20 protein-coding genes and 1 pseudogene are annotated in these 26,487 nt (G+C 42.5%); 14 read left to right on the top strand and 7 right to left on the bottom strand.

Annotated features, from left to right (window positions below; translation table 11 throughout):
* Window positions 1-1,203 (bottom strand): pyridoxal phosphate-dependent aminotransferase, encoded by a 1,203-nt coding sequence (locus tag GKD17_RS14435; protein WP_007832590.1) that lies wholly within the window; start codon window positions 1,201-1,203, stop codon window positions 1-3.
* Window positions 1,204-1,368: 165 nt separating this feature from the next.
* Between GKD17_RS14435 and GKD17_RS14440 the strand changes: the two genes are divergently transcribed.
* The 7 genes and pseudogenes from GKD17_RS14440 (at window position 1,369) to GKD17_RS14470 (ending at window position 9,866) form a co-directional block, all read left to right on the top strand.
* On the top strand, window positions 1,369-2,604 hold the full coding sequence (locus GKD17_RS14440) for a fucose isomerase (protein ID WP_007832588.1): 1,236 nt from the start codon (window positions 1,369-1,371) through the stop codon (window positions 2,602-2,604).
* Window positions 2,605-2,699: 95 nt separating this feature from the next.
* The gene (locus GKD17_RS14445) at window positions 2,700-3,182 is read left to right on the top strand and encodes a DUF4494 domain-containing protein (protein WP_007832586.1); all 483 of its coding nucleotides are present in this window, start codon (window positions 2,700-2,702) and stop codon (window positions 3,180-3,182) included.
* A gap of 32 nt (window positions 3,183-3,214) precedes the next feature.
* The gene (locus GKD17_RS14450) at window positions 3,215-3,883 is read left to right on the top strand and encodes a YggS family pyridoxal phosphate-dependent enzyme (protein WP_007832580.1); all 669 of its coding nucleotides are present in this window, start codon (window positions 3,215-3,217) and stop codon (window positions 3,881-3,883) included.
* A 13-nt stretch (window positions 3,884-3,896) separates the two neighbouring features.
* Window positions 3,897-4,871, top strand: coding sequence for a dihydroorotate dehydrogenase-like protein (locus tag GKD17_RS14455; protein ID WP_007840347.1), 975 nt, complete (start codon window positions 3,897-3,899; stop codon window positions 4,869-4,871).
* A gap of 189 nt (window positions 4,872-5,060) precedes the next feature.
* The gene (locus tag GKD17_RS14460) at window positions 5,061-6,719 is read left to right on the top strand and encodes an AMP-binding protein (protein ID WP_007832578.1); all 1,659 of its coding nucleotides are present in this window, start codon (window positions 5,061-5,063) and stop codon (window positions 6,717-6,719) included.
* A gap of 253 nt (window positions 6,720-6,972) precedes the next feature.
* Window positions 6,973-8,357 (top strand): annotated as a pseudogene (locus GKD17_RS14465) (hypothetical protein).
* Window positions 8,358-8,393: 36 nt separating this feature from the next.
* On the top strand, window positions 8,394-9,866 hold the full coding sequence (locus tag GKD17_RS14470; protein ID WP_007832576.1) for a DUF3943 domain-containing protein: 1,473 nt from the start codon (window positions 8,394-8,396) through the stop codon (window positions 9,864-9,866).
* On the opposite strand, the gene GKD17_RS14475 is transcribed toward GKD17_RS14470, so the two are convergent.
* Window positions 9,863-10,441, bottom strand: a complete 579-nt coding sequence (locus GKD17_RS14475; RefSeq protein ID WP_007832575.1) for a Crp/Fnr family transcriptional regulator — start codon at window positions 10,439-10,441, stop codon at window positions 9,863-9,865. The genes GKD17_RS14470 and GKD17_RS14475 overlap by 4 nt on opposite strands.
* A gap of 143 nt (window positions 10,442-10,584) precedes the next feature.
* Between GKD17_RS14475 and GKD17_RS14480 the strand changes: the two genes are divergently transcribed.
* The 5 genes from GKD17_RS14480 to GKD17_RS14500 all read left to right on the top strand — a co-directional run bounded on the left by GKD17_RS14480 (window position 10,585) and on the right by GKD17_RS14500 (window position 17,862).
* The gene (locus tag GKD17_RS14480; protein ID WP_007832573.1) at window positions 10,585-12,183 is read left to right on the top strand and encodes a dipeptidase; all 1,599 of its coding nucleotides are present in this window, start codon (window positions 10,585-10,587) and stop codon (window positions 12,181-12,183) included.
* Window positions 12,184-12,214: 31 nt separating this feature from the next.
* A complete protein-coding gene (locus GKD17_RS14485; RefSeq protein WP_007832572.1) occupies window positions 12,215-13,405 on the top strand; it encodes a C1 family peptidase in 1,191 nt (396 codons plus the stop codon).
* 130 nt (window positions 13,406-13,535) lie between these two features.
* On the top strand, window positions 13,536-15,767 hold the full coding sequence (locus tag GKD17_RS14490) for a S9 family peptidase (protein WP_007832569.1): 2,232 nt from the start codon (window positions 13,536-13,538) through the stop codon (window positions 15,765-15,767).
* Window positions 15,768-15,935: 168 nt separating this feature from the next.
* A complete protein-coding gene (locus tag GKD17_RS14495) occupies window positions 15,936-17,423 on the top strand; it encodes a capsule assembly Wzi family protein (RefSeq protein WP_007832568.1) in 1,488 nt (495 codons plus the stop codon).
* 58 nt (window positions 17,424-17,481) lie between these two features.
* Window positions 17,482-17,862, top strand: a complete 381-nt coding sequence (locus tag GKD17_RS14500) for a lipocalin-like domain-containing protein (protein WP_005851610.1) — start codon at window positions 17,482-17,484, stop codon at window positions 17,860-17,862.
* Window positions 17,863-18,081: 219 nt separating this feature from the next.
* Here GKD17_RS14500 and GKD17_RS14505 read toward each other — a convergent pair whose 3' ends face one another.
* The 3 genes from GKD17_RS14505 to GKD17_RS14515 all read right to left on the bottom strand — a co-directional run bounded on the left by GKD17_RS14505 (window position 18,082) and on the right by GKD17_RS14515 (window position 22,687).
* A complete protein-coding gene (locus GKD17_RS14505; protein ID WP_007832567.1) occupies window positions 18,082-19,515 on the bottom strand; it encodes an aspartate ammonia-lyase in 1,434 nt (477 codons plus the stop codon).
* 263 nt (window positions 19,516-19,778) lie between these two features.
* Window positions 19,779-20,669 carry a YitT family protein gene (locus GKD17_RS14510; protein WP_007832566.1) on the bottom strand — a complete coding sequence of 297 codons (891 nt, stop codon included), beginning with the start codon at window positions 20,667-20,669 and terminating at the stop codon, window positions 19,779-19,781.
* Between the two features lie 140 nt (window positions 20,670-20,809).
* Window positions 20,810-22,687, bottom strand: a complete 1,878-nt coding sequence (locus GKD17_RS14515) for an LruC domain-containing protein (RefSeq protein WP_007854186.1) — start codon at window positions 22,685-22,687, stop codon at window positions 20,810-20,812.
* 118 nt (window positions 22,688-22,805) lie between these two features.
* Here GKD17_RS14515 and GKD17_RS14520 point away from each other — a divergent pair, with 118 nt between their 5' ends.
* Both GKD17_RS14520 and GKD17_RS14525 read left to right on the top strand, forming a co-directional pair.
* Window positions 22,806-23,147 carry an ISAon1 family transposase N-terminal region protein gene (locus GKD17_RS14520; RefSeq protein WP_007843962.1) on the top strand — a complete coding sequence of 114 codons (342 nt, stop codon included), beginning with the start codon at window positions 22,806-22,808 and terminating at the stop codon, window positions 23,145-23,147.
* 25 nt (window positions 23,148-23,172) lie between these two features.
* A complete protein-coding gene (locus GKD17_RS14525; RefSeq protein WP_229103367.1) occupies window positions 23,173-24,126 on the top strand; it encodes an ISAon1 family transposase in 954 nt (317 codons plus the stop codon).
* Between the two features lie 289 nt (window positions 24,127-24,415).
* Here GKD17_RS14525 and galE read toward each other — a convergent pair whose 3' ends face one another.
* Window positions 24,416-25,450, bottom strand: a complete 1,035-nt coding sequence (gene galE / locus GKD17_RS14530; protein WP_007832562.1) for a UDP-glucose 4-epimerase GalE — start codon at window positions 25,448-25,450, stop codon at window positions 24,416-24,418.
* A gap of 32 nt (window positions 25,451-25,482) precedes the next feature.
* Window positions 25,483-26,379, bottom strand: a complete 897-nt coding sequence (locus GKD17_RS14535; protein ID WP_007832560.1) for a glycosyltransferase family protein — start codon at window positions 26,377-26,379, stop codon at window positions 25,483-25,485.
* Between the last annotated feature and the right edge of the window lie 108 nt (window positions 26,380-26,487).

Raw genomic sequence — 26,487 nt, forward strand, 5'->3', positions numbered from 1 at the left:
TCAGTCTTCTACTCTTCCGGGATATGCTTCCAATGCCTTACGCAGTACGAACAACGCACGGACCAGATCCTCTTTCTTCAACACGTAGGCAATACGCACCTCATTACGGCCTGCACCCGGAGTAGTATAGAATCCGGCAGCCGGAGCCATCATGACCGTCTCGCCTTCATAGTTGAATTCCGACAGACACCATGCACAGAACTTTTCACTGTCGTCCACCGGCAATTTGGCAACCGTATAGAATGCACCCATCGGTATAGGTGAATAAACACCCGGAATACGGTTCAGCCCGTCAATCAAGCACTTACGGCGCTCCACGTATTCGTCATACGTCTCGCGTGTGTACTCTTCGGGGGCATCCAATGAAGCTTCGGCAGCAATCTGACCGATCAAAGGAGGACTCAGACGTGCCTGGCAGAATTTCATGACGGCATTTCTCACTTCCTTATTCTTGGTAATCAACGCACCGATACGGATGCCGCATTCGGAATAACGCTTGGACACCGAGTCAATCAGCACCACATTTTCTTCAATGCCTTCCAAGTGACAGGCAGAAATATAAGGAGAACCGGTATAAATAAACTCGCGGTACACTTCATCCGAGAACAGGTAAAGATCATACTTCTTCACCATGTCACGAATCTGGTTCATCTCGCGGCGGGTATACAAATAGCCGGTCGGATTATTCGGGTTACAGATCAGAATAGCTTTTGTGCGTTCGTTTATCAACTCCTCGAACTTCTCCACTTTCGGCAGGGAGAACCCTTCCTCAATGGTAGTCGTCACCGTGCGGATCACGGCACCCGCCGAAATGGCAAACGCCATATAATTGGCATAGGCAGGTTCCGGCACAATGATCTCATCTCCCGGATTCAAGCAACTCAGAAAAGCAAACAGCACCGCTTCCGAACCTCCGGTAGTGATGATGATATCATCGGCAGACAAGTTGATGTCATATTTCTTATAATAACCCACCAGCTTCTCGCGATAGCTGCGGTATCCCTGGCTGGGACTATATTCCAAAACGGTACGGTCAATATTACGAATCGCATCAAGGGCCGCTCGCGGAGTAGGCAGGTCGGGCTGACCGATATTCAGGTGATACACATGAACTCCTCTCTGTTTTGCAGCATCGGCCAGCGGTGCCAATTTGCGAATTGGCGATGCGGGCATCTCGTTTCCTCTGATGGATATTATTGGCATAATGTTATAAAAATTATTTAATCGAAGTGCAAAGATAGACTTTCGCAACCAACCGAGCAAACAATTAATTAAGAATTTAAATCTTTGTTATCTTAATGCGCATTTTTTAGGGTTATTAAAAAAAAACATGTAAGTTTGTTCCAGTAAAACAAAGCAAAATATCAAATGAATCTATACCTGATAACCTTCCAGTCCTCCTTGAACAGAATTGAGTCTGTATATGATTGCCATAAAGATTTATTTGTGGAAATCGAGAAGTTTTTCACGCTTCATCTGGTACCTTATACAGAGGCTGCAAGTATTCCGGCAGATGCCTACCGGATGGCTTTCATCGCTTCGGGCGGGGTAGAAAAAATGGTCACCCAACACTTCGAACTACTTCCCTATCCTATCCATCTGCTGACCGACGGACAACAGAACTCACTGGCTGCTTCCCTGGAAATAGCTACATGGATACGCAGCAAAGGAATGAAAGTACATATTATTCATGGCACTATCCCCAATATGGTGAGACAACTGATAGATCATCACAAGGCTTTCGCCGCCCAGCGCGAGGTAAGAGGAAAACGAATCGGAGTTGTGGGATATTCTTCTCCGTGGCTGGTGGCCAGCAATGTAGATTACCTGCTTGCCAGACGCCGCTGGGGAATAGAGTTCATTGATATCCCCATGGAGGAAGTGTATTGTCTTTTTTATCAGATAAAGGATGATGATATAGGATATGAGGCGTCCGTATTTGCCAACCGTGCCATTGCCTGCCGGGAAGGGACTCCGGAAGATTTGCTGAAAGCCATGCGTCTTTATCAGGCAGTGAAAATTATTTGCGAGAAAAAAAAGCTGGATGCAGTAACCCTCTCCTGCTTCTCCCTGATTGAGAAATTAGGAACAACTGGATGTCTGGCACTTGCCCTGCTTAATGATGAAGGCATTCCGGCCGGATGTGAAGGAGACTTACAATCCATCTTTACTCTGCTCATCGCCAAGACACTGACCGGCCAGGCAGGATTCATGGCGAATCCGGCATTCATCAACGATGACCTGAACGAAATAGTGATGGCTCACTGTACGATTGCCACCAAAATGGTGGATCAGTTTATCATCCGGAATCATTTTGAAACAGAAACCGGAATAGCCATACAGGGTATTTTGCATCCGGGAGGCATCACGATGATAAAATGCGCGGGAGAATGCCTGGACGAGTATTTCGTATCCACAGGCCAACTGATAGAAAATACCAACTACATCAATGCCTGCCGCACACAAGCAAGAATCAAACTGGACAAATCGGTAGACTATTTTATGCGTAATCCTTTAGGTAACCATCACATCATATTAATGGGCGATCATGAAAAAGTGATTCACGAATTCATGCAATTGAACAGCTGCAAACTAGTGGAATAAGGAAAGCATGAAGAAATTAAGTAAAATAGGAGATGAAGATTAAATAAATTGTATCTTTGTATCCAATTTAATATTCAATAAAACAATAAACTTTTATGATGCATACTTGGTTTGAATGTAAGATACGTTACGAAAAAGTCATGGAAAACGGCATGAACAAGAAAGTAACGGAACCCTATTTGGTTGACGCGCTGAGCTTTACTGAAGCAGAAGCCCGTATTATTGAAGAAATCACTCCGTATATCAGCGGTGAGTTCACTGTTTCGGACATCAAACGAGCCAACTACAGCGAACTGTTCCCCTCTGAAGAAGATGCAGCCGACCGCTGGTTTAAGTGCAAGCTGTTCTTCATCACGCTGGACGAAAAAAGCGGAGCAGAAAAAAAGACCTCCACTACCGTACTAGTACAAGCTTCCGACCTGCGCGACGCTGTAAAGAAACTGGACGAAGGAATGAAAGGTACAATGGCAGACTACGTGATTGCATCCGTAGCCGAAACCGCCATCATGGATGTTTACCCATACGAAACCGAACCGGATGTGAAACCTGAATTTCCGGATGCCGGAAAAACCGAATAAAGCCTGATAAAAAATAGAAAGTATAACAGATAATGAGCATTCAAGCAAATTTAAAAGAAGTTCTTTCCGAACTACCTTCGGGGGTCCGCCTGGTAGCCGTATCCAAATTCCATCCCAACGAGGCATTGGAAGAAGCGTATGCTGCCGGCCAGCGTATTTTCGGTGAGAGCCACGTGCAGGAAATGACTCAGAAATATGAAACCCTGCCCAAAGACATTGAATGGCATTTCATCGGCCACCTGCAAACAAACAAAGTAAAATACATGGCCCCTTATGTAGCTATGATACATGCCATAGACTCGTATAAATTATTGGTTGAAGTCAATAAACAAGCTTCCAAAGTCCATCGCGTCATCCCTTGTTTATTGCAGATACATATCGCCCAAGAGGAAACGAAATTCGGTTTTTCTTTTGACGAATGCAGGGAAATGCTGGATACAGGCGGATGGAAGGATTTGAAAAATGTCCGCTTATCAGGAGTGATGGGTATGGCGACCAATGTGGATGACGACGAACAAATCAAAAGAGAATTTTGTTCCTTAAATACATTCTTCAAAGAAATCAAGCAGAGCTATTTTTCTGATTCAGAATACTTCAAAGAAATTTCCATGGGTATGTCACACGATTATCCGCTGGCGGTGGAAGCCGGAAGTACACTAGTCAGGGTAGGAAGCAAAATCTTTGGAGAACGAAACTATTAAAACTACTATTTATATGACTCAATTAAAAACCACTTTTGCCGGGTTGTCACTGCGCAATCCTATTATTATCAGCAGTTCCAGCCTTACAAACAGCGCTGAAAAGAACAAGAAACTGGAGCTGGCAGGCGCCGGAGCCATTGTTTTGAAATCAGTTTTCGAAGAGCAGATCATGATGGAAGCACATCACATGGCTACTTATGGTTCTCCCGAAGGAGATGACTACTTGAGCACATATGTACGCTCTCATGCATTGAACGAATATATTTCATTGATTGAACAGACTAAAAAGCTTTGCACCATTCCTGTCATTGCCAGCATCAACTGTTTCAGCAACTCAGAATGGACAGACTTTGCCCGTACTGTGGAAACAGCAGGCGCCGACGCACTGGAAATCAACATCCTTTCCTTGCAGACCGAAAAAGAATATCAATGCGGTTCTTTTGAACAGCGTCATATCGATATCGTAAGCAGTATCAAGAAACAGATTTCCATCCCCGTCATTGTGAAACTGGGCAGCAATCTGACCAACCCCATCGCACTGATCAACCAGCTTTATGCCAACGGAGCCAATGCTGTGGTATTGTTCAACCGATTCTACCAGCCGGACATCAATATCGACACTATGACATATTCTGCAGGCGATGTATTCAGTACTCCTGCCGACTTGTCCAACGGACTGCGCTGGACTGCTATCGCTTCGGCACAAGTTCCTCAGACAGACTATGCCATCTCAGGCGGTGTGCACGATGGAAAAGCGATAGTCAAAGCAATCCTGGCAGGCGCTTCGGCTGTAGAATTATGCAGTGTCATCTACCAAAGAGGCAATCAGGTCATTGCAGATATGACAAATGAAATAACTCAATGGATGAACCGGCAGGGCTACAAGAATATCAGCGAATTCAAGAGTTCGATGAACGCGCTGTCTACTGGAGCCAGCAATCCGTTTGAACGTACACAGTTCATGAAGTATTTCAGCAGTAAAGAATGAAAAATAGTGGTTAGTGATTAATTGGTTGGTTAGTGGTTCATATCCATGCGGTATCACAGCATAGCCCATTAACTACTAATCACTAACCACTATTTTTTCCCTCTGTTTAATTTGTATGCTCCAAAGAAAGTCTTATATTTGCACATTTGATTAAAGTTTGTGCAAAATATAAACAAAAGAGTATATACAATGGAGCAGAGTTTTATTGCCTTCCTGGAAGACAGCATAAAGAAAAACTGGGATTTGGATGCCCTTACAGATTATAAAGGTGCCACATTACAATATAAAGATGTAGCCCGCAAAATAGAAAAGCTACACATCATCTTCGAATTAAGCGGCATCAAGCAAGGAGACAAGATAGCTGTCTGTGGTCGCAACAGTTCTCATTGGGGAGTTACCTTCCTGGCTGCCGTTACATACGGAGCAGTCATTGTTCCCATTCTTCACGAATTCAAATCGGACAACATTCATAATATAGTCAATCACTCGGAAGCACGCCTGTTAATGGTAGGCGATATGGTATGGGAGAATCTGAATGAAAATGCCATGCCGTTGTTAGAAGGGGTTATCTTGATGAATGACTATACCCTGCTAGTGTCTCGCAGTTCCAAATTGGACTATGCACGCGATCATCTGAATGAACTGTTCGGAAAGAAATATCCGCGCAATTTCCGCCGGGAACATGTCAGCTACCGCCGGGATACACCGGAAGAACTGGCTGTGATCAACTATACTTCCGGCACGACCAGTTATTCCAAAGGAGTGATGATTCCTTACCGCGCATTGTGGTCGAATACCCAGTTCGCTTTTGATGTCTTGAAAATGAATCCGGGTGACAAGCTGGTTTCCATGCTCCCTATGGCACACATGTACGGACTGGCTTTCGAGTTCCTTTATGAATTCTGTGTGGGATGCCATATTTATTTCCTGACCCGTACCCCCAGTCCGAAAATCATCTTCCAAGCCTTTTCCGAAGTGAAACCCAATCTGGTAGTAGCCGTTCCATTGATTATCGAAAAAATCATCAAGAAGAATGTACTGCCCAAACTGGAAACCCCGGCTATGAAGATTTTACTGAAAGTTCCTATCATCAATGATAAAATCAAAGCCACAGTCCGAGAACAGATGATTAATGCCTTCGGAGGTAATTTTTACGAAATTATTGTAGGAGGCGCCGCTTTCAATCAAGAAATAGAGCAGTTCCTGAAAAGTATAGATTTCCCCTATACCGTGGGATATGGCATGACTGAATGTGCTCCAATTATCTGTTATGAAGATTGGAAATATTTCAAGCTAGGGTCCTGCGGAAAGGCGGCTCCCCGTATGGAAGTCAAAATATTGAGCCCCGACCCTGAGAATATAGTAGGTGAGATAGTATGCAAAGGACCTAATGTAATGTTAGGCTATTACAAGAATCCCGAAGCTACCGCCGAGGTAATAGACAAGGACGGCTGGTTGCATACCGGTGACCTGGGTGTTATGGATGCGGAAGGCAATGTTACCATCAAGGGACGCAGCAAAAACATGCTGTTAGGTCCATCGGGACAGAATATTTATCCGGAAGAGATTGAAGATAAATTGAATAACATGCCGTTCGTTTCAGAAAGTATTATCATACAGCAGGCAGACAGCAAACTGGCGGCTTTGGTTTATCCCGATTTCGACGATGCCTTTGCTCATGGGCTGGATAATGACGCAATAACACAGGCAATGGAAGAGAACCGTATCAACTTGAATACAGAACTTCCTGCATATTCACAAATAGCCCGTGTAAAAATCTATCCGGAAGAATTCGAGAAAACTCCTAAAAAGAGTATCAAACGTTTCTTATATCAGGAAGTAAAATAACACCTGACAGAAAAAAGAACCTGCCTGCAACATATATAATGTATAAGTCTGAAGATTATAGATGTTGCAGGCTATACATTATATATGTTACAGGTTATACATCCGCATATATGGGCACCTGGATCATGATACGTGAAAGGAGACAATACAAAACATAATTTTACTTTTTCACCCCGATCAATTCTCCCCATAATTCCCCCTTATATCTACATTTTTATTACATTTGCACCCAAGAAACTAAAAATGTATGAAAATGAATATGCGTATAGCAGCAATACTCCTTTTAGGATATTGTGCAGGTATGTCAACTCCTGCTTTTGCCCAGAAAAAGGACAAGCTTAAAAAGGGTCCCAACATCTCCTTGAACATTTCCGCGAAGAAAGACAGTGTCAAAACCACTTATCTGAATATCGGTCTGCTTACAAATATCTATCAACTGAAAGGAATCGGCATCAACGCTGTGTCCAGTGTTGTACAAAACGATATGACGGGTTTCCAAATCTCCGGTCTGGCCAGCATTACCGGATGCCACGCCTCCGGTTTCCAACTAGGAGGTATTGCCAATGTAGCCGGAGGCAATGCCAATGGCATTATGCTCAGCGGACTGATGAATGTTGCCGGAGGGAAAGCCAACGGTATTCAATTTTCCGGATTAGGCAACATTGCCGGAAACATATCAAGAGGAGTTACCATCGGCGGTCTGATGAATCTGGCCGGCAACAAAGCCCAAGGAGTTCAGATAGCCGGCTTGGCCAACATTGCCGGAAAATCACAAAATGGTGTCGCTATCAGCGGACTTATGAACGTATCTGCCGAGAAACTGAACGGAGCACAAGTTTCCACCCTGCTCAATATCAGTGGCGGAGAAGCCAAAGGCGCTCAAGTCTCAGCCATTGGTAATGTAGGTGTAAACGTGAATGGTATGCAATTCTCCGCCATCAGCAATATCGCTGCCGGAGAAATCAGAGGCTTGCAGCTTTGCGGTGCGGTAAATATCGCCGTCAAAACGGAAAATGCCCTGCAATTCTCAGGACTGACCAATGTTTGCCAAGGCAAGTTACGCGGTGTGCAGTTCGCTCCCGGCAACTATGCCGGAGAAGTAAGCGGTGCGCAAATCGGTTTACTCAACCTGTGCGGCGGGAATGTAAAAGGGATACAAATAGGAATCATCAACCATAGCAAGGATACTACCGCCCATAAACTAGGTTTGGTGAATATCACTCCTAAAACCCGTATCCAGATGATGCTGTTTGCAGGTAACACCAGCAAACTGAATGCTGCCGTGCGTTTTAAAAACCGCCGGAGTTATACCATGCTGGGTATCGGTACACACTATCTGGATTTGAATGACAAATTTTCGGGCTGTGTGTTCTATCGTACCGGTCTTTACTATCCCATCGCCTCCAAACTGGAACTAAGTGGCGACTTAGGTTATTTCCATATAGAAAACTTTGAAAATGAAGATGCGGAAACACCGGAACGCATGTATTCATTACAAGCCCGTATCAATCTGGAATATAAATTCAAATCCAGAATCAGTTTCTTTGCATCGGGTGGTTACGGCATGACGCGCTACTATGATAAAAATAAGTTCTACGAAAAAAACCTATTTTCGAAGCAGGTGTTATCTTATTTTAAGCAGCCGTCACACTAGTATAAACTAATTCATACAATATGAAACTACAGCATATCGCATTAGTCTGCCTGCTGGCATTAAGTGCTGGGAATGTCACAGCCCAGATACTCCACCGCTCCGATTCCATTTATACATTCACCGACCCTCGCCTGCAAAAAAAACACCCTTGGCGTGCCGCTGCCGAAACTTTCGGAATGAATGTCGGAGTATGGGCATTCGACCGTTATGTAATGAACGAAGACTTTGCCAAAATCAGTATCGGCAGCATACGGCGCAATATCAAGCATGGTTTTGTATGGGATAACGACCAATTCTCCACCAACCTGTTCGCCCACCCCTATCACGGAAATCTCTATTTCAATGCAGCACGCAGCAACGGACTTACCTTTTGGGAATCAACTCCATACGCCTTTGCTGGTAGTTTGATGTGGGAAATAGCCGCAGAAGTGGAGCCGCCCGCCATCAATGACCTGATGGCAACCACCCTAGGCGGCATCGCCCTGGGAGAAGTAACGCACCGTATGTCTTCTTTGGTACTGGACGACTCCAAGCGTGGTTTCTCACGTTTCACCCGCGAGTTTTTGGGAACCCTGATCTGCCCCATGCGGGGATTGAACCGAATGATAACCGGCGAGATGTGGCAAGTAAAACGCTCTCATTACAAATACCACGATTACGACCGCATTCCGGTACACTTTTCCATAGGTGCCGGTGACCGTTATCTGGCCGACGACAATTACCTGTTCCGTGGAGAGCACAATCCCTACCTTGAATTCCGGGTACAATACGGAGATGCTTTCGATAAAGTGAATGACGGCCCATACGATTATTTCACCGCACGGGCCACCTTCGGTCTTTCCGGGAACCAGCCTCTTATCAGCCAGATCAACCTGATGGGCAAACTATGGGGTGTCCCCCTGAAAACCACTACCGGCATGGAAATGATGTTCGGTATCTTCCAGCACTTCAACTATTTTGATTCCGAGGAAGTGATTGACGGATCGGGACGTATCCCTTACAAGATTTCGGAAGCTGCCAGTGTGGGACCGGGTATGATTTATAAATTCCCTCAAATGAACAGTCTGGTAAATTTGGAGCAACGTGTATTCCTGAGTGCCATCCTGCTGGGTGGAAGCCTTACCGACTATTACAACGTAATAGACCGCAATTACAATATGGGAAGCGGATACAGCATCAAGAACAACACCATTCTGGATTTCGGCCGTTACGGCATGTTCGCACTGAATATGCATCTTTACCAGATTTTTACCTGGAAAGGATACGAACATAAAGATTTGGAAACAATAGATCCGCTCTATCTGAATGCGCAGGGAGACAAAGGAAATGTAATGCTCGCTGTGGTGAATCCGATTATCGAGCTAAATCTAAGTTCCCACTTCAAGGCCAATATGGAAGTGTCCTATTACTACCGCCACACACATTATTCCTACCATGAGGACGTAAGATATAAGACCTTTGAAACCCGATTAGGATTAATTTATCAATTCTAAAGCAATGAAGAACGGACACGGCTCAAGGTTTCGGGAGTCATCTGTAATAAGGAAGCGATGTATACAAGAGGCGCACGCTTCAATATCTCGGGATGAAGTTGCAACAGTTTGTTATAACGCTCATGAGCCGGTTCAAAACGAAGTGTGTCCGCCTTTACCTGTGACTCTATCAAAGAATGTTCGATAAAGCTGCGATAAAGACGTTCGATATCGTGATATTGATCTATCAATTTCTCCACTTCCACACGGGGTAACTCCCATACCACGGATGCTTCCAAAGTTTCCACCATCAAGCGGGTGGGCTCCTGTTTAAAATAACTCTCTATGCAAATAATCATTCCGTTCTCATAACCGATATGCTCAGTCAGATCTTTATCATACTTATAATAAAATTGTCTGAGCATTCCTTTTTCTATAAACAACATTGCTTTACACACCTCACCGGCCTGCAAAACAATCTCCCCTTTACGATATTTTCTACAAACTAAAATTTCGGCTAATGCGTGAACACTTTCTCTACTGAGAGGATGGTTAACTTCTGCTATCCTTCTAGCTATGTCTATACTAGTTGTCATGTGCTCCCAATTTTTGTATTTTTTGCAAAAATACAAAAAAAGGCCGAATAAATAGATACAAATAACAAAATTAAGCCGATAATGTTCTGAATAATAGTTTTTTTTATATACTTTTGAAACGCAATAGTAATAAAACGACCTTTATGAAACTACTAGCCTCTTTAACAATCCTGGGTTTAGTCATGGCACAAAGTGTCACAGCCCAAACGAATTACACAAAGGATCCAGAAAGCTGCACTAGCATTATGGTAGGAAAGAAAGCAACTACCGATGGATCAGTTATAACCAGTCATACATGCGACAGCTGGTACCGAACCTGGGTAAACATGGTTCCGGCAGAAAGTTATGAAAGGGATACTGTAATGAATATTTACGATGGCCGTATGCACACCGAGTTTGTAGCCGACCAGACTAATGTAAAAATCAAGGGGCAAATACCACAAGCGAGAAAAACATATGCCTTCATGGACACCTCCTACCCTTGTATCAACGAAAAGCAACTGGGAATAGGTGAAACTACCGTAAGCGGACGCAGGGATCTGGAAAATCCCAAGGGTATGTTTATGATTGAAGAATTGCAACGTGTGGCGTTACAACGCTGTACAACAGCCCGTGAGGCTATCCGCCTGATGGGAGATCTCGTAAAACAATATGGCTATGGCGACAGCGGTGAATGCCTGACCATCGCCGATCCTAATGAAGTATGGCATTTCGAAGTTTTCGGAGAAGGAAAAGATAAAATTGGCGGAGTATGGGCGGCAGTCCGTATTCCGGATGATCATGTAGGCGTATCTGCCAATATCTCACGGATCAGCACCCTCAATCTGAAAGATCCCGACCACTATATGGCTTCCGAAAATGTATTTGACGTGGCTAAAAAATTAGGGTATTGGGATGGAAAAGAACCTTTTAAATTTTGGAAAGCCTATAGCGGAAAGAATTACTCCGGCCAACTGAAATCCTTCAGCACCCGCGAGCACTTTATCCTGAATGCACTGGCACCGTCATTAAAGCTTGATTATGAAGCAGAAGAACTGCCTATCAGTGTAAAACCCGACAAGCAAGTATCTGTAACAGATGTTATGGCATTGCTCCGGGAAACATACGAAGGAACGCCGCTGGATATGACACAGAATCTGAAAGTTACGGTAAAAGATAGAAAAACCGGAAAAGTAGACACCATTATCAGCCCGAAAGCCAATCCGTGGATGCGTGGCGATGAACTGAATATGCTGAACGGTATTAAAAAAGGAGTTGTGAAATCAGTACGCAATATCGCAGTTCCGCAATGTGCTTATTCTACAGTTATCCAATTGCGCAACTGGCTGCCCGATGCAGTAGGTGGTGTGGTATGGTTCTCTATGGACAATCCCGGACAAAGCCCGCGCGTTCCGGTATTCTGTGGCATTACTGATTTCCCTGCTATGTATAAAATCTGCGGTAACCACCGCTATCGCGACGATGCCGCCTTATGGCACTATCGCCGCGCCAACAAACTGGCTGCTGTAAGATGGGGAGCTGCCCGTAAAGTAATGGAAAAAAATATTCGTCATTTCGAGGAAAAAGGACAACGGGAACTTCCATTTGTGGAAGCACAATACCAAAGTATCCTTCAATCCAAAGGAGAAGAAGCCGCCCGTGCTTATCTCACAGACTATACGGCAGACTTTATAGGCGCCACCATCCTTCGCTGGGACGAAATGGCAAACCAATATTGGATTGAGTCACGCTTCGGCTTTTAATTGTTAACCTTATCATATTAAAAACAAACTTATGAAGACAAAAGTATTCACACTAGCCGCACTGCTATGCTGCGCATCAGCCATGTATGCACAAGAAAGTGGTTACAAATTCACGACTGTTGCATCACAGAAAGCAACTCCTGTCAAAAATCAGGCCTCTACCGGAACTTGCTGGTGCTTTGCCACCACTTCGTTCATGGAATCCGAACTGCTCCGTATGGGCAAAGGAGAATATGACCTTTCTGAAATGTTCATTGTACGCCAAAAGTACTTAAACCAATTGGAAGACAACTATTACCGGGGAGGCAACGGGAATTTAGGACAAGGAAGCCTTTCACACACATGGAAGAACGCTTTCAATCAAGTGGGTATCGTACCCGAGGAAGTATATCACGGAATCAATTATAACTCAGAGAAACATAACCATGGTGAAATGGTGAGATACATCAACGCTTTAGGAAACACAGCCGTTAAAATGAAACGTCGCAGCGCGGAATACTACAAGCTGATCAACAATCTTTTCGATACTTATCTAGGAGAACTTCCTGAAAAGTTCACTTACAAAGGAAAAGAATACACTCCGAAATCTTTTGCCGAAAGTCTGGGTTTGAACATGGACGATTATATTGAACTGACTAGTTTCACTCACAAACCGTATTACCAGAAATTCTCTCCGGAAGTACCCGACAATTGGGAAAATGAACAAATGTACAATCTTCCGCTGGACGAAATGATGGAAGTTGCCGACTATGCTTTGACCCACGGATATACCGTATGTTGGGACGGTGATGTCAGTGAAAAAGGTTTTTCATTCAAAAATGGTGTAGCCATCAATCCGGTAGTGAAAAAAGTGGAAGACCTCTCGGGTTCCGACCGTGCACGTTTTGAAAAGATGGACCCTAAAGAACAAAAAGAGATGCTGGCGGAAGCCTACAAATTTGAAAAACCGTGTCCCGAAGTAAATGTCACTCCGGAAGTCCGTCAGGAAGGTTATGAAGCATTTGTCACTACAGATGACCACCTGATGCATCTTACCGGTATTACCAAAGACCAGAACGGGACCAAATACTATATCACCAAAAATTCTTGGGGTACAGAACGCAATACATTTGGCGGTTATCTGAATATGTCCGAAAGCTATGTACGTGCCAAGACTATTTTCCTCATGGTGCATAAAGATGCTATTCCGGCTGCAATCAAACAGAAATTAGGAATTAAATAAAAAAGAAAAGAGCAGGCGTCCGTTTTTCTAAAATAGACGCCCGTTTTTTGAAAACAGATATCTGGATTCCCAATACATACTTGTGTTTTCAAATGGACATCTATTTTTTAGTAAAAGATTCATAATAACTATGACGAAAAAGAACTTATTTACATTAGTCTTATGTTTATTCTGTCTCGGAACCACAACTCATGCGCAACATATCCCCACATTGGAGGAAGCTGTATACGGAGGACTGATCAAGACAGAAGGCGGAAGCAACGTGAGTTGGATGAAAGATGGAGAACGTTATTCCAAAATAGAAAAAAATGCCGAGGGAGCATACGAAGTCACTGCCTATAAAGCAAAGGACAATTCCAAAGAAGTGCTGATCCCTGCCAATATGCTTCTGAATCCGCAAACAGGAAAACCTATCTCTGTCCGCAATTTCATATTCAGCGAAGATAACTCCAAAGTATTGATCTACACCAATACTCGTCGCGTATGGCGTTATGATACCCGCGGTGATTACTGGGTGCTTAATTTGAAAAACGGCAAACTGCAACAATTGGGCAAAAGCTTGCCGGAAGCTACCTTAATGTTCGCCAAGTTCTCGCCGGATGCCAGCCGGGTAGCATATGTCTCCAGAAACAACATTTACGTAGAGAGTCTGGTTGACGGGAAAATCAACCAACTAACTCAAGACGGAAATAATGAAATTGTAAACGGAACATTCGACTGGGTATACGAAGAAGAATTCAACTGCCGCGACGGTTTCCGCTGGAGTCCCGACGGACAATACATAGCCTATTGGCAAAGCGATACCCAAGGTACGGGATGGTTTGATATCATCAATAATGTAGATTCCATTTATCCTAAAATCCAACGTTTTCCTTACCCTAAAGCCGGAACAGCAAACTCCGCTGTAAAAGTAGGCTATGTATCCGCCGACGGTGGAAACACCACTTGGCTGGCTCTTCCCGGTGATGCACGTAACCACTATATTCCCCGTATGGAATTCATTCCGGGCTGCAACGAACTGTTCATCCAGCAAATGAACCGTGCCCAAAACACCAATAAAGTATGGATTGCGAAAATAGGTGAAAATACCCCCGTCAATATCTTTACCGATCAAGATGCCGCATGGTTGGAAACGAATGACAATGTGCGTTGGTTGAAAGGGAACAAGTATTTCACTTGGGAAAGCGAACGTGACGGATGGCGCCACCTGTATCGTGTAAGCCGTGATGGTAAAGAAATCAAGCCCATCACCCAAGGAGCTTTTGATTATATTCAAGAAGTAGGTGCGGATATGGATAAAGGTTTTGTATACTTTATCGCTTCTCCCGACAACTTCACCCAGCGCTATCTCTACCAGGCACGTCTTTTCGGCAATGGAGAGGTAAAGCGGCTAAGTCCTGTTGACCAAAGCGGGCAACATCGTTATATCATGTCACCGTCCGGCAAATGGGCAGTCCATACATTCAGTAACTCGGAAACTCCCCCTGTAATCGACATGGTGTCTTTCCCTGCCCATAAAAGTGTACGTCTGATTACTGACAATGCAAAAGCCAAGGAGCAATACAAAGCCTTGGGGCTACAACCAAAAGAATTTGTAAAAACCCGTTCAGGAGAATTGGAACTGGATGCATGGATGATCAAACCCGTAAACTTTGATCCCAGCAAAAAATACCCGGTCATAATTGATGTCTATGGAGAACCTGCCAACGCCACTGTACAGGATGTATGGAGCGGAGGAAGTTTATGGCACCAATACTTGGCAAACCTGGGGTATATCATAGTCAGCATCGAGAACCGTGGTGCCAATGCACCCCGTGGACGCGAATGGCGCAAATGTATTTATGGAGAAGTCGGAACCTTTGCCAGTGAAGATCAGGCAAGAGGCATCCAAGACTTGGCACGTCAATACTCTTTCATTGACACCACACGTATCGGTATCACCGGCTGGAGTGGTGGAGGCAGCCAGACTCTGAATAGTATGTTCCGTTATCCCGATGTTTTCCACACAGGCATTGCCATTGCTTTTGTGGCAGACCAGCGTCTGTATGACACGATTTATCAAGAACGTTACATGAACACCCCTCAAAATAATCCGGAGGGTTACCGCAAAGGGTCTCCCATCTCGTATGCAGCAGGATTGAAAGGCAACTTGCTGTTAATTCACGGTACAGGAGATGATAATGTCCATTACCAGAATTGTGAAATGTTGGTCAATGAACTGGTACGGCACGGAAAGATCTTCTCACAGATTTCTTACCCTATGCGTTCCCATGGAATTTATGAAGGCGAGGGAACCAGCTTGCATCTGCGAAAGACAATGGCTGATTACTGGTTGAAAAACCTGCCTGCCGGAGGAAAATAAATATGCCAAAACTTTTGCTGATATGATTATATAGTTTGCCATTCTGGGCATTAGTGAAGCTTTTCATATACATAAAGTGATTAGAAACCCACAAAAGTTCAGGATGGCAGACTGATAAATCTGCTTCGTTTTAGCAAACTTTACACTAAACCAAAACACATAAACTAAATGAAGAAAATACAACTATTCTTATTACTATTTCTGTTAATATCCATTACGCAGCACATCAATGCCCAATTCCCTGTCAAAACAGAATATACCGTTGAGATGGGAGGAACATCGGGTAAAGGAACTTACGCACCTATGTGGCTTACTGCCAATAGGCAAGGTTTATCTTCTGTCAATACTGAAAATGGTTATTTACGGGCAGGAATTGCACACACAATGCCATTAAACCAACATTTCGGCTTCAGTGCAGGACTGGATTTGGCAACCGCCTACAATTTCACCTCCTCATTCATCATCCAACAGGCCTATGCAGACCTTAGCTACCGATGGTTGAACCTGAGCATCGGCAGTAAAGAACGCTTGCCCGAATTAAAGAATTCCAAGTTAAGCAGTGGAGGCATGGTAGAATCAAATAATGCCCGCCCCATTCCCCAAGTACGCTTGGAAGTTCCCTATTATGTAGCCATACCAGGTACCCATAAATGGCTTTATTTGAAAGGACACATAGCCTATGGACGTTTTACTGATGACAAATGGCAGGAACATTTCACTTCCATAGGTAACAAATATGCCATTGATGTACTTTACCACAGTAAATCGCTTTTCGCCAAAGTAGGAAACAAAGAACATTTTCCGGTAGAATTTGAAGGAGGAATACAAATGTCCGCTCAATTCGGCGGAGACCAATATATTGCAGGACAAAAAGAGCCTGTAATAGATATGCCTACCCGGTTTGTTGACTTTATGCGCGTATTGGTTCCTATGGCTGGAGATGATACCACACCCGAAGGCGAACAAGTAAACATCTACGGAAACCATGTCGGTAGTTGGAATTTTGCCGCAACAGCTTATCTTAACCAGTGGAAGGTAAAAATCTATTATGAACATTATTTCGACGATCACTCCCAAATGTTTTTCCAATACGGACGCTGGAAAGACGGACACATCGGACTGGAAATAACTTTTCCAAAAAACCGCTTCATTGATACTTTTGTATACGAAGGATTAGGAACAAAGGATCAAACCGGACCTATGCTGTATGACTCCTTTTGGGGGGAGTTTGAAGAGCAAATCAGTGCTAAAGATAATTATTACAATCATTACCTCTATCAAGGATGGCAGCATTGGGGAATGGGAATAGGCAATCCTCTACTTCCCGGACCTATTTACAACAAGAATGGACAGATTACTTTTATCAGCAACCGTGTACTGGCACATCACATAGGATTCTGCGGTTCCCCCTGCCAATCGCTGAGTTATCGTATGCTACTCTCCTACTCCCGTCATTGGGGTACTTATGATAATCCTCTGAATGAAATAAAGAAACAATTCAACTCTTTGTTTGAAGTAACTTATGCTCCACAACAACTGAAAGGATGGAGTTTCACTGTATCCGGAGCTATGGATCGCGGCAGCATGCTTGGAAATAATTATGGTGGAATGCTGGTTATCCGCAAACAAGGAATTATCAAATCAGGCAATAAATAAAAGTTTTAACTGTCAACCCAATCAACATATGAAACAAATATTATTATTCATACTCTTTATGCTGGGAATCAGCAGTTGTGACAAAGCTCCCATCAATGGCAAATTAGATGGCAGATGGCAATTAATGACTATAGAATATACTAATGGAAAAATAGAAGAATGTAACCGCATTTATTATAGTATCCAGTTACATTTGGTGGAAATCAGTGCCAAAGGTGGAAATGGAGGCACTCATATCGGACGTTTCTCTTATAAAGGAGATGAGGTAACCATGAGTGAATTCCGCCACCGGGGAGATGAAGAAAAACTAACGACACTGAATGAATTGAAACCTTTCGGACTTAATCAAGCTATTAATCATCTTAAAGTGGAAAAAGCAACAGGCAAGAAACTAATTCTGAAATCTGATTATGCACGCCTCACATTCAGAAAGTTCTAAAAAAGTATACCACAGACTACGCAAACTATCTGCTGATAAAATATGAAAAAACAATTTATACGCTATAGCGGTGACAAAACACTATGCCGGATTTCTAGAAATTAATTTATCGGCAGGAATAAAACTAGTGCCACCACTCATGGAGCCGGCTTTACAAATATTGAAGCCGGCTTCATAAAACAAGTTCTTTACTTTCCTGTAGTCTGTGGTGAAATAAATTTATCTTCTAGGCTTAATATCCAATTTTACCGGTTTCAACATGTTCTCCGGACTTAGAATTGTATCCAACTCTTCCTTATTTAAAATACCATGTTCCAAGACCAGTTCATAGACACTTCTACCTGTTTCCAACGCTTCTTTTGCAATCTTTGTAGAATTTTTATAACCAATAATCGGATTCAATGCGGTTACTACACCAATACTGTTATGCACTTCAATCTTGCAGCGTTCCGCATTAGCAGTAATACCTTCTACACAACGTGTACGCAGGGTTTCAAAACCATTGACCATTAAATCTACAGATTCAAAACAACACTGTGCCATCACCGGTTCCATAGCATTCAGTTCCATTTGAGCAGCTTCGCCAGCCATAGTCACGCATAGTTCGTTACCTATTACTTTATAACAAATCTGATTCATCACTTCAGGAATCACCGGATTCACCTTACCTGGCATTATAGAAGATCCCGGTTGCATAGCCGGAAGGTTGAATTCTCCTAAACCACAACGCGGTCCACTGGCCAGCAAACGTAAATCATTACATATTTTATTTACTTTTACGGCTACCCTTTTTAAAGCTGAAGCATAACCTACCAAGCAGGAAGTATCTGAAGTAGCTCCTACCAAATCTGACGACAATTTGAAATCAAAACCTGTAATTTCACACAATGCTTCCACACATTTTTCTGCATATCCCGGTTCCGCACAAATGCCTGTACCAATAGCGGTAGCACCCATATTTACTGTCAGGAAGTCTGCCGCCGCTTCATTCAAATGACGAATTTCGTCTCTCAATATACTGGCAAAACCATTGAATGTCTGACCTAAAGTCATAGGTACGGCATCTTCCAACTGAGTACGCCCCATTTTGATGATATGTGCAAACTCTTCTCCTTTCTTATGGAATGCACCAATCAGCGATTCCAAATAAGGAAGAAAACGAAGATGAGAATAATACATACCAATATGGATTGCAGTGGGATAAGCATCATTCGTTGATTGTGAGCAGTTCACATGGTCATTAGGAGAGCAATATTGATACTCGCCACGTTTGTGTCCCATAATCTCCAAAGCACGGTTAGCAATGACTTCATTAGCATTCATATTGGTAGAAGTACCGGCACCTCCCTGAATCATATCCACCGGGAATTGCTCATGATGCTCACCATTTAAGATTTCCTGACACGCCAATACTATGGCATCTTTTTGTTCTTTAGTTAATAAACCTAACTCATAGTTAGCCATTGCAGCTGCCATTTTCGTAATGGCAAGACCGTTAATAAACAACGGATATTCATTTAGATGAAATTTACTAATTGGGAAATTTTCTATGCCTCTTAGAGTTTGCACACCATACAATGCACTGGCCGGAATTTCGCGGGCACCAATTAAATCACTTTCTACTCGGGTTTCTTCTGTAAGTTTTGTTTCCATGATCAGGTTATTTATTAGTTTATCATTTCTTATTTTATATAGCAAAGGTATAAACTAACATTTTGATATCAAAATATAATCTGATATAATTTTAAAATATTATTTTATACATGTTTATTGCTGCAAAACAGACAACAAACTTACATTATGAAAGTTTACTCAGTTAACAAAGTCTTATATCCTTTGAAGTTCATTCAAAAAACAGACATAAAAAAAGGCGTCCATTCAGAACGCCCTTATTCTATTTTTTAACTTCGGAACTCTTATTTCACCTTTATTCTATCAAAGCCTTCTCCAAATACACCAATGACAGCACTTTGTGATACAAATGCGTTCGGATCGATATCTTTTATCAAACGGAATATAGTAGTAGACTCACGTTTTTTTGCCAGCACAAACATCATTTTCACACCCGCACCGGTATAACAACCTACTCCGTCAATGAACGTCACCCCTCGATGAAGATCTTTATTTATGCGATGCCCTATTTCTTCATGCTTCTTCGAAATGATAAAGAATTGCACTGACTGACGAGCACTATTTACCACCTGATCCAAGACAAAGCTGGATATAAACAAGACAACATATCCATATACCACCTTCTCCCAATCATGCAATACAAAATAACTGGAAGAGATAATAACCAAATCACACATCAAAATAACCCGGCCCAAAGTAATATCACGATACTTATTGACAATAGCAGCTATAATATCCGTACCTCCTGTGCTACCATTGGCAGAAAAAGCGACACCAATACCACCTCCGCAGAAAAAGGCTCCCAAGACACAAGCCATGAAAGGTTGATCATGTATTAAAGACTCTCCCCCTGTCAAATCCTGTATGATAGGCAGAATAGAAGTCAGCACAAATACAGCATAGATGGTTTTCACACTAAACTTCCATCCCAAAATAACCAAAGAAAGTATCAACAATACTCCGTTTATTCCCAAATAGGTGTACTGAACCGGCAAACCGGTAGCCCAATAAACAATAGAAGCAATACCTGGCACCGCACCTGAAGGAAGGTCATTAGGTAACAAAAAGACGGTCCATCCGATAGCATACATCAGCATACCAAGAGCAATCAACATATAATCCCTTAGTTCTCTGATAACCCGTTGCTTACGCGTCGTAATAAAGACTGAATCCATGTGAGTTTTCCTTTATAAAATCATATTGTCCGCAAAAGTACAAAAAGATTGAATCACTTGGCTTCAAAAGGTGACATTTTTTCAAGTAAAAAGTCCTGTTAATCTGATTTATCAAAAACAACAGTACTTTTCACCCTTTATTATTCTTTGGGGTGTAAATACCAATCTTTATAATCCGCACCAAAAGAATCTCTCCACTGTTTAAACTCGGGATAATAGGTGGTAATAGACACCTTCTCTGAAGGCCATCTAAATTCACTGTTACTGATATTTATAGCGAAAGGCATATTATCTTCTGCTATATAATACATTGGGGAACCATTGGAATCTTGACTCAAATCACTACCCGTACCACGTAAACTCTCATCAGCTACGCTTGTCGGCTTATAGCCTGACAAATGTACTTCATGAGAACGTTTATTCACAAAAATGAAAGAATTGTAAGGCGGATAAGCATCCATATCGCTTACTTTATCATATTTTTTAAATCCGATCACTACAGTCACAGGCTTTTTGAGAACAGGCTTTATATCAGAAAAAAGTATTAATACAGGCTTTTCTATTCCCGGCTCAAAGTTTTTTCCGATCACATTACCTTCTTGACTCACCTGCACCAAATCGATATGCTCCTTCCCTACGTAATCCAACTGGAAACCAAACCCATTTGTATAAGTAGCACCATCATTCATCGGAGTAAAAGTAGTAGTGGTGCGCACCAATGCGTTAGAAGATTTATCTTTCACAACTGTACTGGAATAATATATCACAACATCATTCATATCATAATCATTCTTATCAGGCCAATTGTCCTCATAAGCCAAAGACCCTTTGACTACATACGAAATTTCACCCTTATTTACTTCATCCGGTATATTAGGAGTAGGTTCTACAGAAGAAGAAGCAGATGCCATAATAGCAAACTGTACATCATTAAAACGCATGTCCACATTATCTTCCATAGCCATAAAGAAACAATTGTCCAGTTCCGGATCACTTAACAAAACTGAACGTTGCTCTTTATTATCGTTATATGCAGGATTAGAATAACGAGGAAAAACACCCTTTTCTTTTCCAAATCCCATTCCCAATAAAATCCATCCAATATGAGTGCCTTGGGGGAATTCATCTTCATACTTGCTTTGTTCCTTATTCCAATATTTTAGTTTTATTTGCTCACCGACTAAAGATTTAGGAGCATTCCTACTGGAACGAGGAATCAGGATGGTCTTTTTTATGGTAGCCATGTCCACGGACTCTCCTTCTTTATAAGTATAATAAGCAACCATATCCTCCCACGTAGTAGACGAGAAATTAAAATAAGTCGCTACCAAACCTGTAGATTTAGTTATTACCATATCATTACTCCCTGAAGTACGCAGTTCCGGAAATCTTTCCAACAAATTACGATTATCTACTACTATAGAACGGCTTAAATTACTGCATCTCTCTAAAAAAGCACCAGGTATATCCAACTTTTCAGGCAACAAATAATCAGGAACCCCATTTTCATTCCAATTACCCAATACATCATATCCGTCAGGATAACTCACTCCTCCCATTACTGCTCTAGAACGCCCATCGGCAGACAGTTGTGCCTTATAATCAACATAATTAAAGGTTAGTCCGTCAGATAGTAATTCCAATTCAACAGGTGATACGACCAACACATTATCAGTTACCAGCCATACCTTTTTCAAATAAGCCGGCAAAGATACTTTTGAAAAAAATCTACCATTCATATCAGTCGAAGCAGCATAAATGGGATTTATATCTTTAAACTCCCAAGTATTTTCAACTAATTCCATAGGATATTCATCATACAGATAAAAAGCAGTCTGTACTTTCATACCATAATCAATAATAAGTTGACTATTACGGACAGTAGTAAAATCAAAAAAATCGTCTTTATTGATTTTTTCCTCCCCTTCTTCCCCTCCCCCCGTGTATATATCATGCATATTACGCAAGCAAGACACAAAGAAAACTGATAAGCAGATGATCCAAAATTTTGTTTTCATAAAGTAGTGCGTGATTATTTTCGACAAATATAGCCATAAATAGGGTCAACGTAAAATCCTGAGGGGTATATCCGATAAAATCCTATCTTTGTGTGAAACAAACGAATCATCAGCGATTATGGAAACTAACGGTTACCGTCTCCTTCTTCCCGAAGGTACCTTGGATTATTTCAACATTTCCGATGTAAAGGAAAGCAGTAGTGAAATCGTGATTTACCTGGAAGAGAAAAATGAGCTTCCCGGTGAATATTCGACTGTCAAAGTGGAAAGCAAAGGCTTCTACGACCCTGTAGTAGTCCGGGACTTCCCCATCCGTGGCAAGAATCTTTTCCTGAATATCCGCCGGCGCCGGTGGATTTTGAAAGACGAGGGGCGTTACGTAAGCCGTAACTGGAAACTGGTAGCGGAAGGCAGCCGTATGACGCATGAGTTTGCGTCTTTTTTAAAAGAATTATATTGATACGCTTCCTGTCAGTTGTAAGCTGCTGGGAACCCTGTTCGGTGTGGACGGTGAGCTTCTTGAACGTCAATACCGCAACCACTTGAGCGGTTATCTGAAATGGGAGTCTCTTCCTCATGCCGGGGACTGGCTTCTCTTTGAGAAGAATATAGGGGCCTATGTGGGTATAGATGAAGTCTGCCTTTCGCGTGGTGAGCTCTATACTATCCTCATAAACAAGGAAAAGACAGGCCGTTCAGGCAGCATCATCGCCATTGTAAAAGGTACAGATGTAAGGAGTGTCACCTCCGTATTGCTCCGTCTCTCCCGGCGCAGACGGTTTCAGGTAAGGGAAATCACTATGGATATGGCTCCTAATATGGAACAGATCGCCCGTGTCTGCTTTCCTGCGGCACGCCGTGTTACTGACCGTTTCCATGTGCAGAAGCTGGCTTTTGAAGCTTTACAGGAAATGCGCGTGAAGGCACGCTGGGAGGCTTTGGACAAGGAATCAATACAGATCGCATACGCAAAGGCGTGCGGGAAGATATACCATGCCCCGACCTTTGAGAACGGGGATTCGCGCAAGCAATTGCTCGCCCGCAGTATCTATCTGCTGTATAAAAAAGAGTCATTATGGACTGAATCCCAACGCATACGTGCCGGTATCCTCTTCAGGGAATATCCCGACCTGAAGAAGGCATACTATCTTTCCATGAGGCTCGGGTTGATATATCACCAGTGCAAGCACAAGGACACCGCTCTGACAAGACTTGCCAGATGGTATGACGAAGTTGAAAAGTCCGGCTTTCTTGCGTTCGGAAGGGTAATACGTTCCATACAGACACATTATCTGGAAATCGTCAACTTTTTCGACAGGCGTTCCACCAACGCAGCTTCCGAATCGTTCAATGCCAAAATCAAGGACTTCAGAACACAGTTCAGAGGAGTAAAGGACAGGACTTTCTTTCTATTCAGACTGACTAAAATTTATGCTTAATCTATGAATCCCTCAGGTTTTTACGTTGACCCCATAAATAACTAAAAAACAACTAAATAGTCAAAAAAAACTGTCCCCCGACTCACGTCGGAGAACAGCCACAACACAAACACAAAATAAAACACGACAAAACTACTATGCAATTTTTTAGCCTGCTCTATGTTTTGAGTAACATAACTACCGCCAATCAGGTATTCACATATCCAAGAGGGGTTTCAGGTTATTTGCATCTATAAAACGCCACACTAGCGTCCTTTGTTCATCGGTCTTTCTAAAAATATCTTAATTCTTATTGAATTCCTCTTTCTCTTAGCTTCAACTGCCAGTTCCAAGCTGAACGTAGAGTGTCCTCCAAATTGGCTTCTGCCTTCCATCCCAACTCCTTATTAGCGAAGTCAGGATTAGCCCATACCTTCTCAATATCTCCGGCACGACGACCCACGATCTGATAATTAAGTTTCACACCGGTAGCTTTTTCAAATGTATTGATCAGTTCCAATACAGAAACGCCTTTACCCGTTCCAATATTAAAGACTTCCACCTTCTCCTTCTGCTTGTTATTCAAAATGCGATCCATTGCGATAACGTGAGCCTTCGCCAAATCCACTACATATATATAGTCACGGATGCAAGAACCGTCCGGTGTATCATAATCATCCCCAAACACACTCAGTTTTTCACGAATACCCATTGCTGTCTGAGTAACGTAGGGTAACAAGTTTTGTGGAACACCATTAGGTAATTCACCTATTAATGCAGTGGGATGTGCGCCAATAGGATTAAAGTAACGCAACATAATAGCATTAATAGGCGATCCCGAAGCAACTGTATCACGAATAATTTCTTCATTGATCTGTTTTGTATTACCATACGGAGACTCAGCCTTCTTAATCGGAGCCTCTTCCGTTACAGGAAGAACATCGGGCTGACCATACACCGTACATGATGATGAAAAAATAATACCTTCTACTCCATGTTTCGGCATTAACTCCAACAGGTTAATCAATGAAACCAAGTTATTGCGATAATACAACAACGGTTTTTGTACCGATTCACCCACAGCCTTGCTAGCCGCAAAATGAATAATACCTTTTATGCCCGGATATTTAGTAAACAGCTTGTCCATTCCCTCAAAATCCAAGCAATCCAACTTTTCAAATGCAGGACGGATTCCTGAAACCTTTTCTATATTATCTACCACATCGGCGCTTGAATTGGACAAATTGTCCACAATCACTACGTCGTAACCGCTATTTTGCAGCTCTACTACCGTATGAGAACCGATGTAGCCGGTTCCTCCTGTTACTAAAATTCTTTCTTTCATAATACTTAATATTCTGTCGTTTTCTAATAGGTTCAAAACAACTTCGACGGGTAAATCCCTTTTCGTATCATATCATTGATACGAAGCAGGACTTGTATCTTGTCATCATGCGATACCAACCCCATCCATCTGGCAGGTGTCTCAATCACTTTCACCCTGACTCCGTCAGCAATACGCTCATTCATAAAAGCCGGAATAGAATAATGAGCTTTCATATCCATTCCATTCTCATCTATAAACTTATCGAACGCCTTCTTCATCTCACCAAATACCTGCGGAGTAAATCCCCACATATTCATTGAAACCAAGCTGTTGTCATCCAAAGCTACCCATTTATGTAATTCATTAGGATACATCGGATTTCCACTTATCCGTTCTACTCCTACACGGTCTGTAACGGACAACAGATATCCCTTTTCATCCACTTCACAAATACCACGGGTAACCCCTCCGCTTTCCGCCAATACATTTCTCAGCCTGTAGCAAATATTGAAACTATGGTAGTCAGCTTCTCCCAACATCACCAGATTATCATATAACAATTCAAAACTTTCTCTTTGGTAAAAGTTCACGGCATTTATCACACCGAATGGAGAGTCAATCAACTCTTCTCCCATCAAAACAGCTCTTACCGAGCCGTACAGTGCTTTGCGTTTCGGATTACGCTTTTCTTCAGGAATCGTTTCCACATCCTGATAAACATACTCCACTTCTACCACATGTTCATATTTGCCTGATACCAGTTTCTTGAATTCTTGTTCAAAATGTCTGCTTATGACAAATACGATCTTATCAAATCCGACTCTTACGGCATCATATATGGAAAAATCTAATATTGTTTCGCCATTAGGACCTATTCCCTCCAGCTGTTTCAATCCACCATATTTATTCCCCATAGTGGCCGCGAGTACAATCAAGGTCATAGCCATTTAATCTCTCTATTAATTCTAATGCAAAAATAAGCATAAAAATTGAATTTACGGACAAGAACAATGGATTTCTTTCTAATAAAAAAGTCCGAAGCTGTGCTCCGGACT

Source organism: Phocaeicola dorei (genome assembly GCF_013009555.1).
In the GTDB taxonomy this organism is placed as follows: domain Bacteria; phylum Bacteroidota; class Bacteroidia; order Bacteroidales; family Bacteroidaceae; genus Phocaeicola; species Phocaeicola dorei.

What these genes read in the sequence shown, in the direction of transcription:
- GKD17_RS14435 (WP_007832590.1), bottom strand. Translation starts at nt 1,203, where the DNA reads ATGCCAATAATATCCATCAGAGGAAACGAGATGCCCGCATCGCCAATT.
- GKD17_RS14440 (WP_007832588.1), top strand. Translation starts at nt 1,369, where the DNA reads ATGAATCTATACCTGATAACCTTCCAGTCCTCCTTGAACAGAATTGAG.
- GKD17_RS14445 (WP_007832586.1), top strand. Translation starts at nt 2,700, where the DNA reads ATGATGCATACTTGGTTTGAATGTAAGATACGTTACGAAAAAGTCATG.
- GKD17_RS14450 (WP_007832580.1), top strand. Translation starts at nt 3,215, where the DNA reads ATGAGCATTCAAGCAAATTTAAAAGAAGTTCTTTCCGAACTACCTTCG.
- GKD17_RS14455 (WP_007840347.1), top strand. Translation starts at nt 3,897, where the DNA reads ATGACTCAATTAAAAACCACTTTTGCCGGGTTGTCACTGCGCAATCCT.
- GKD17_RS14460 (WP_007832578.1), top strand. Translation starts at nt 5,061, where the DNA reads ATGGAGCAGAGTTTTATTGCCTTCCTGGAAGACAGCATAAAGAAAAAC.
- GKD17_RS14470 (WP_007832576.1), top strand. Translation starts at nt 8,394, where the DNA reads ATGAAACTACAGCATATCGCATTAGTCTGCCTGCTGGCATTAAGTGCT.
- GKD17_RS14475 (WP_007832575.1), bottom strand. Translation starts at nt 10,441, where the DNA reads ATGACAACTAGTATAGACATAGCTAGAAGGATAGCAGAAGTTAACCAT.
- GKD17_RS14480 (WP_007832573.1), top strand. Translation starts at nt 10,585, where the DNA reads ATGAAACTACTAGCCTCTTTAACAATCCTGGGTTTAGTCATGGCACAA.
- GKD17_RS14485 (WP_007832572.1), top strand. Translation starts at nt 12,215, where the DNA reads ATGAAGACAAAAGTATTCACACTAGCCGCACTGCTATGCTGCGCATCA.
- GKD17_RS14490 (WP_007832569.1), top strand. Translation starts at nt 13,536, where the DNA reads ATGACGAAAAAGAACTTATTTACATTAGTCTTATGTTTATTCTGTCTC.
- GKD17_RS14495 (WP_007832568.1), top strand. Translation starts at nt 15,936, where the DNA reads ATGAAGAAAATACAACTATTCTTATTACTATTTCTGTTAATATCCATT.
- GKD17_RS14500 (WP_005851610.1), top strand. Translation starts at nt 17,482, where the DNA reads ATGCTGGGAATCAGCAGTTGTGACAAAGCTCCCATCAATGGCAAATTA.
- GKD17_RS14505 (WP_007832567.1), bottom strand. Translation starts at nt 19,515, where the DNA reads ATGGAAACAAAACTTACAGAAGAAACCCGAGTAGAAAGTGATTTAATT.
- GKD17_RS14510 (WP_007832566.1), bottom strand. Translation starts at nt 20,669, where the DNA reads ATGGATTCAGTCTTTATTACGACGCGTAAGCAACGGGTTATCAGAGAA.
- GKD17_RS14515 (WP_007854186.1), bottom strand. Translation starts at nt 22,687, where the DNA reads ATGAAAACAAAATTTTGGATCATCTGCTTATCAGTTTTCTTTGTGTCT.
- GKD17_RS14520 (WP_007843962.1), top strand. Translation starts at nt 22,806, where the DNA reads ATGGAAACTAACGGTTACCGTCTCCTTCTTCCCGAAGGTACCTTGGAT.
- galE (WP_007832562.1), bottom strand. Translation starts at nt 25,450, where the DNA reads ATGAAAGAAAGAATTTTAGTAACAGGAGGAACCGGCTACATCGGTTCT.
- GKD17_RS14535 (WP_007832560.1), bottom strand. Translation starts at nt 26,379, where the DNA reads ATGGCTATGACCTTGATTGTACTCGCGGCCACTATGGGGAATAAATAT.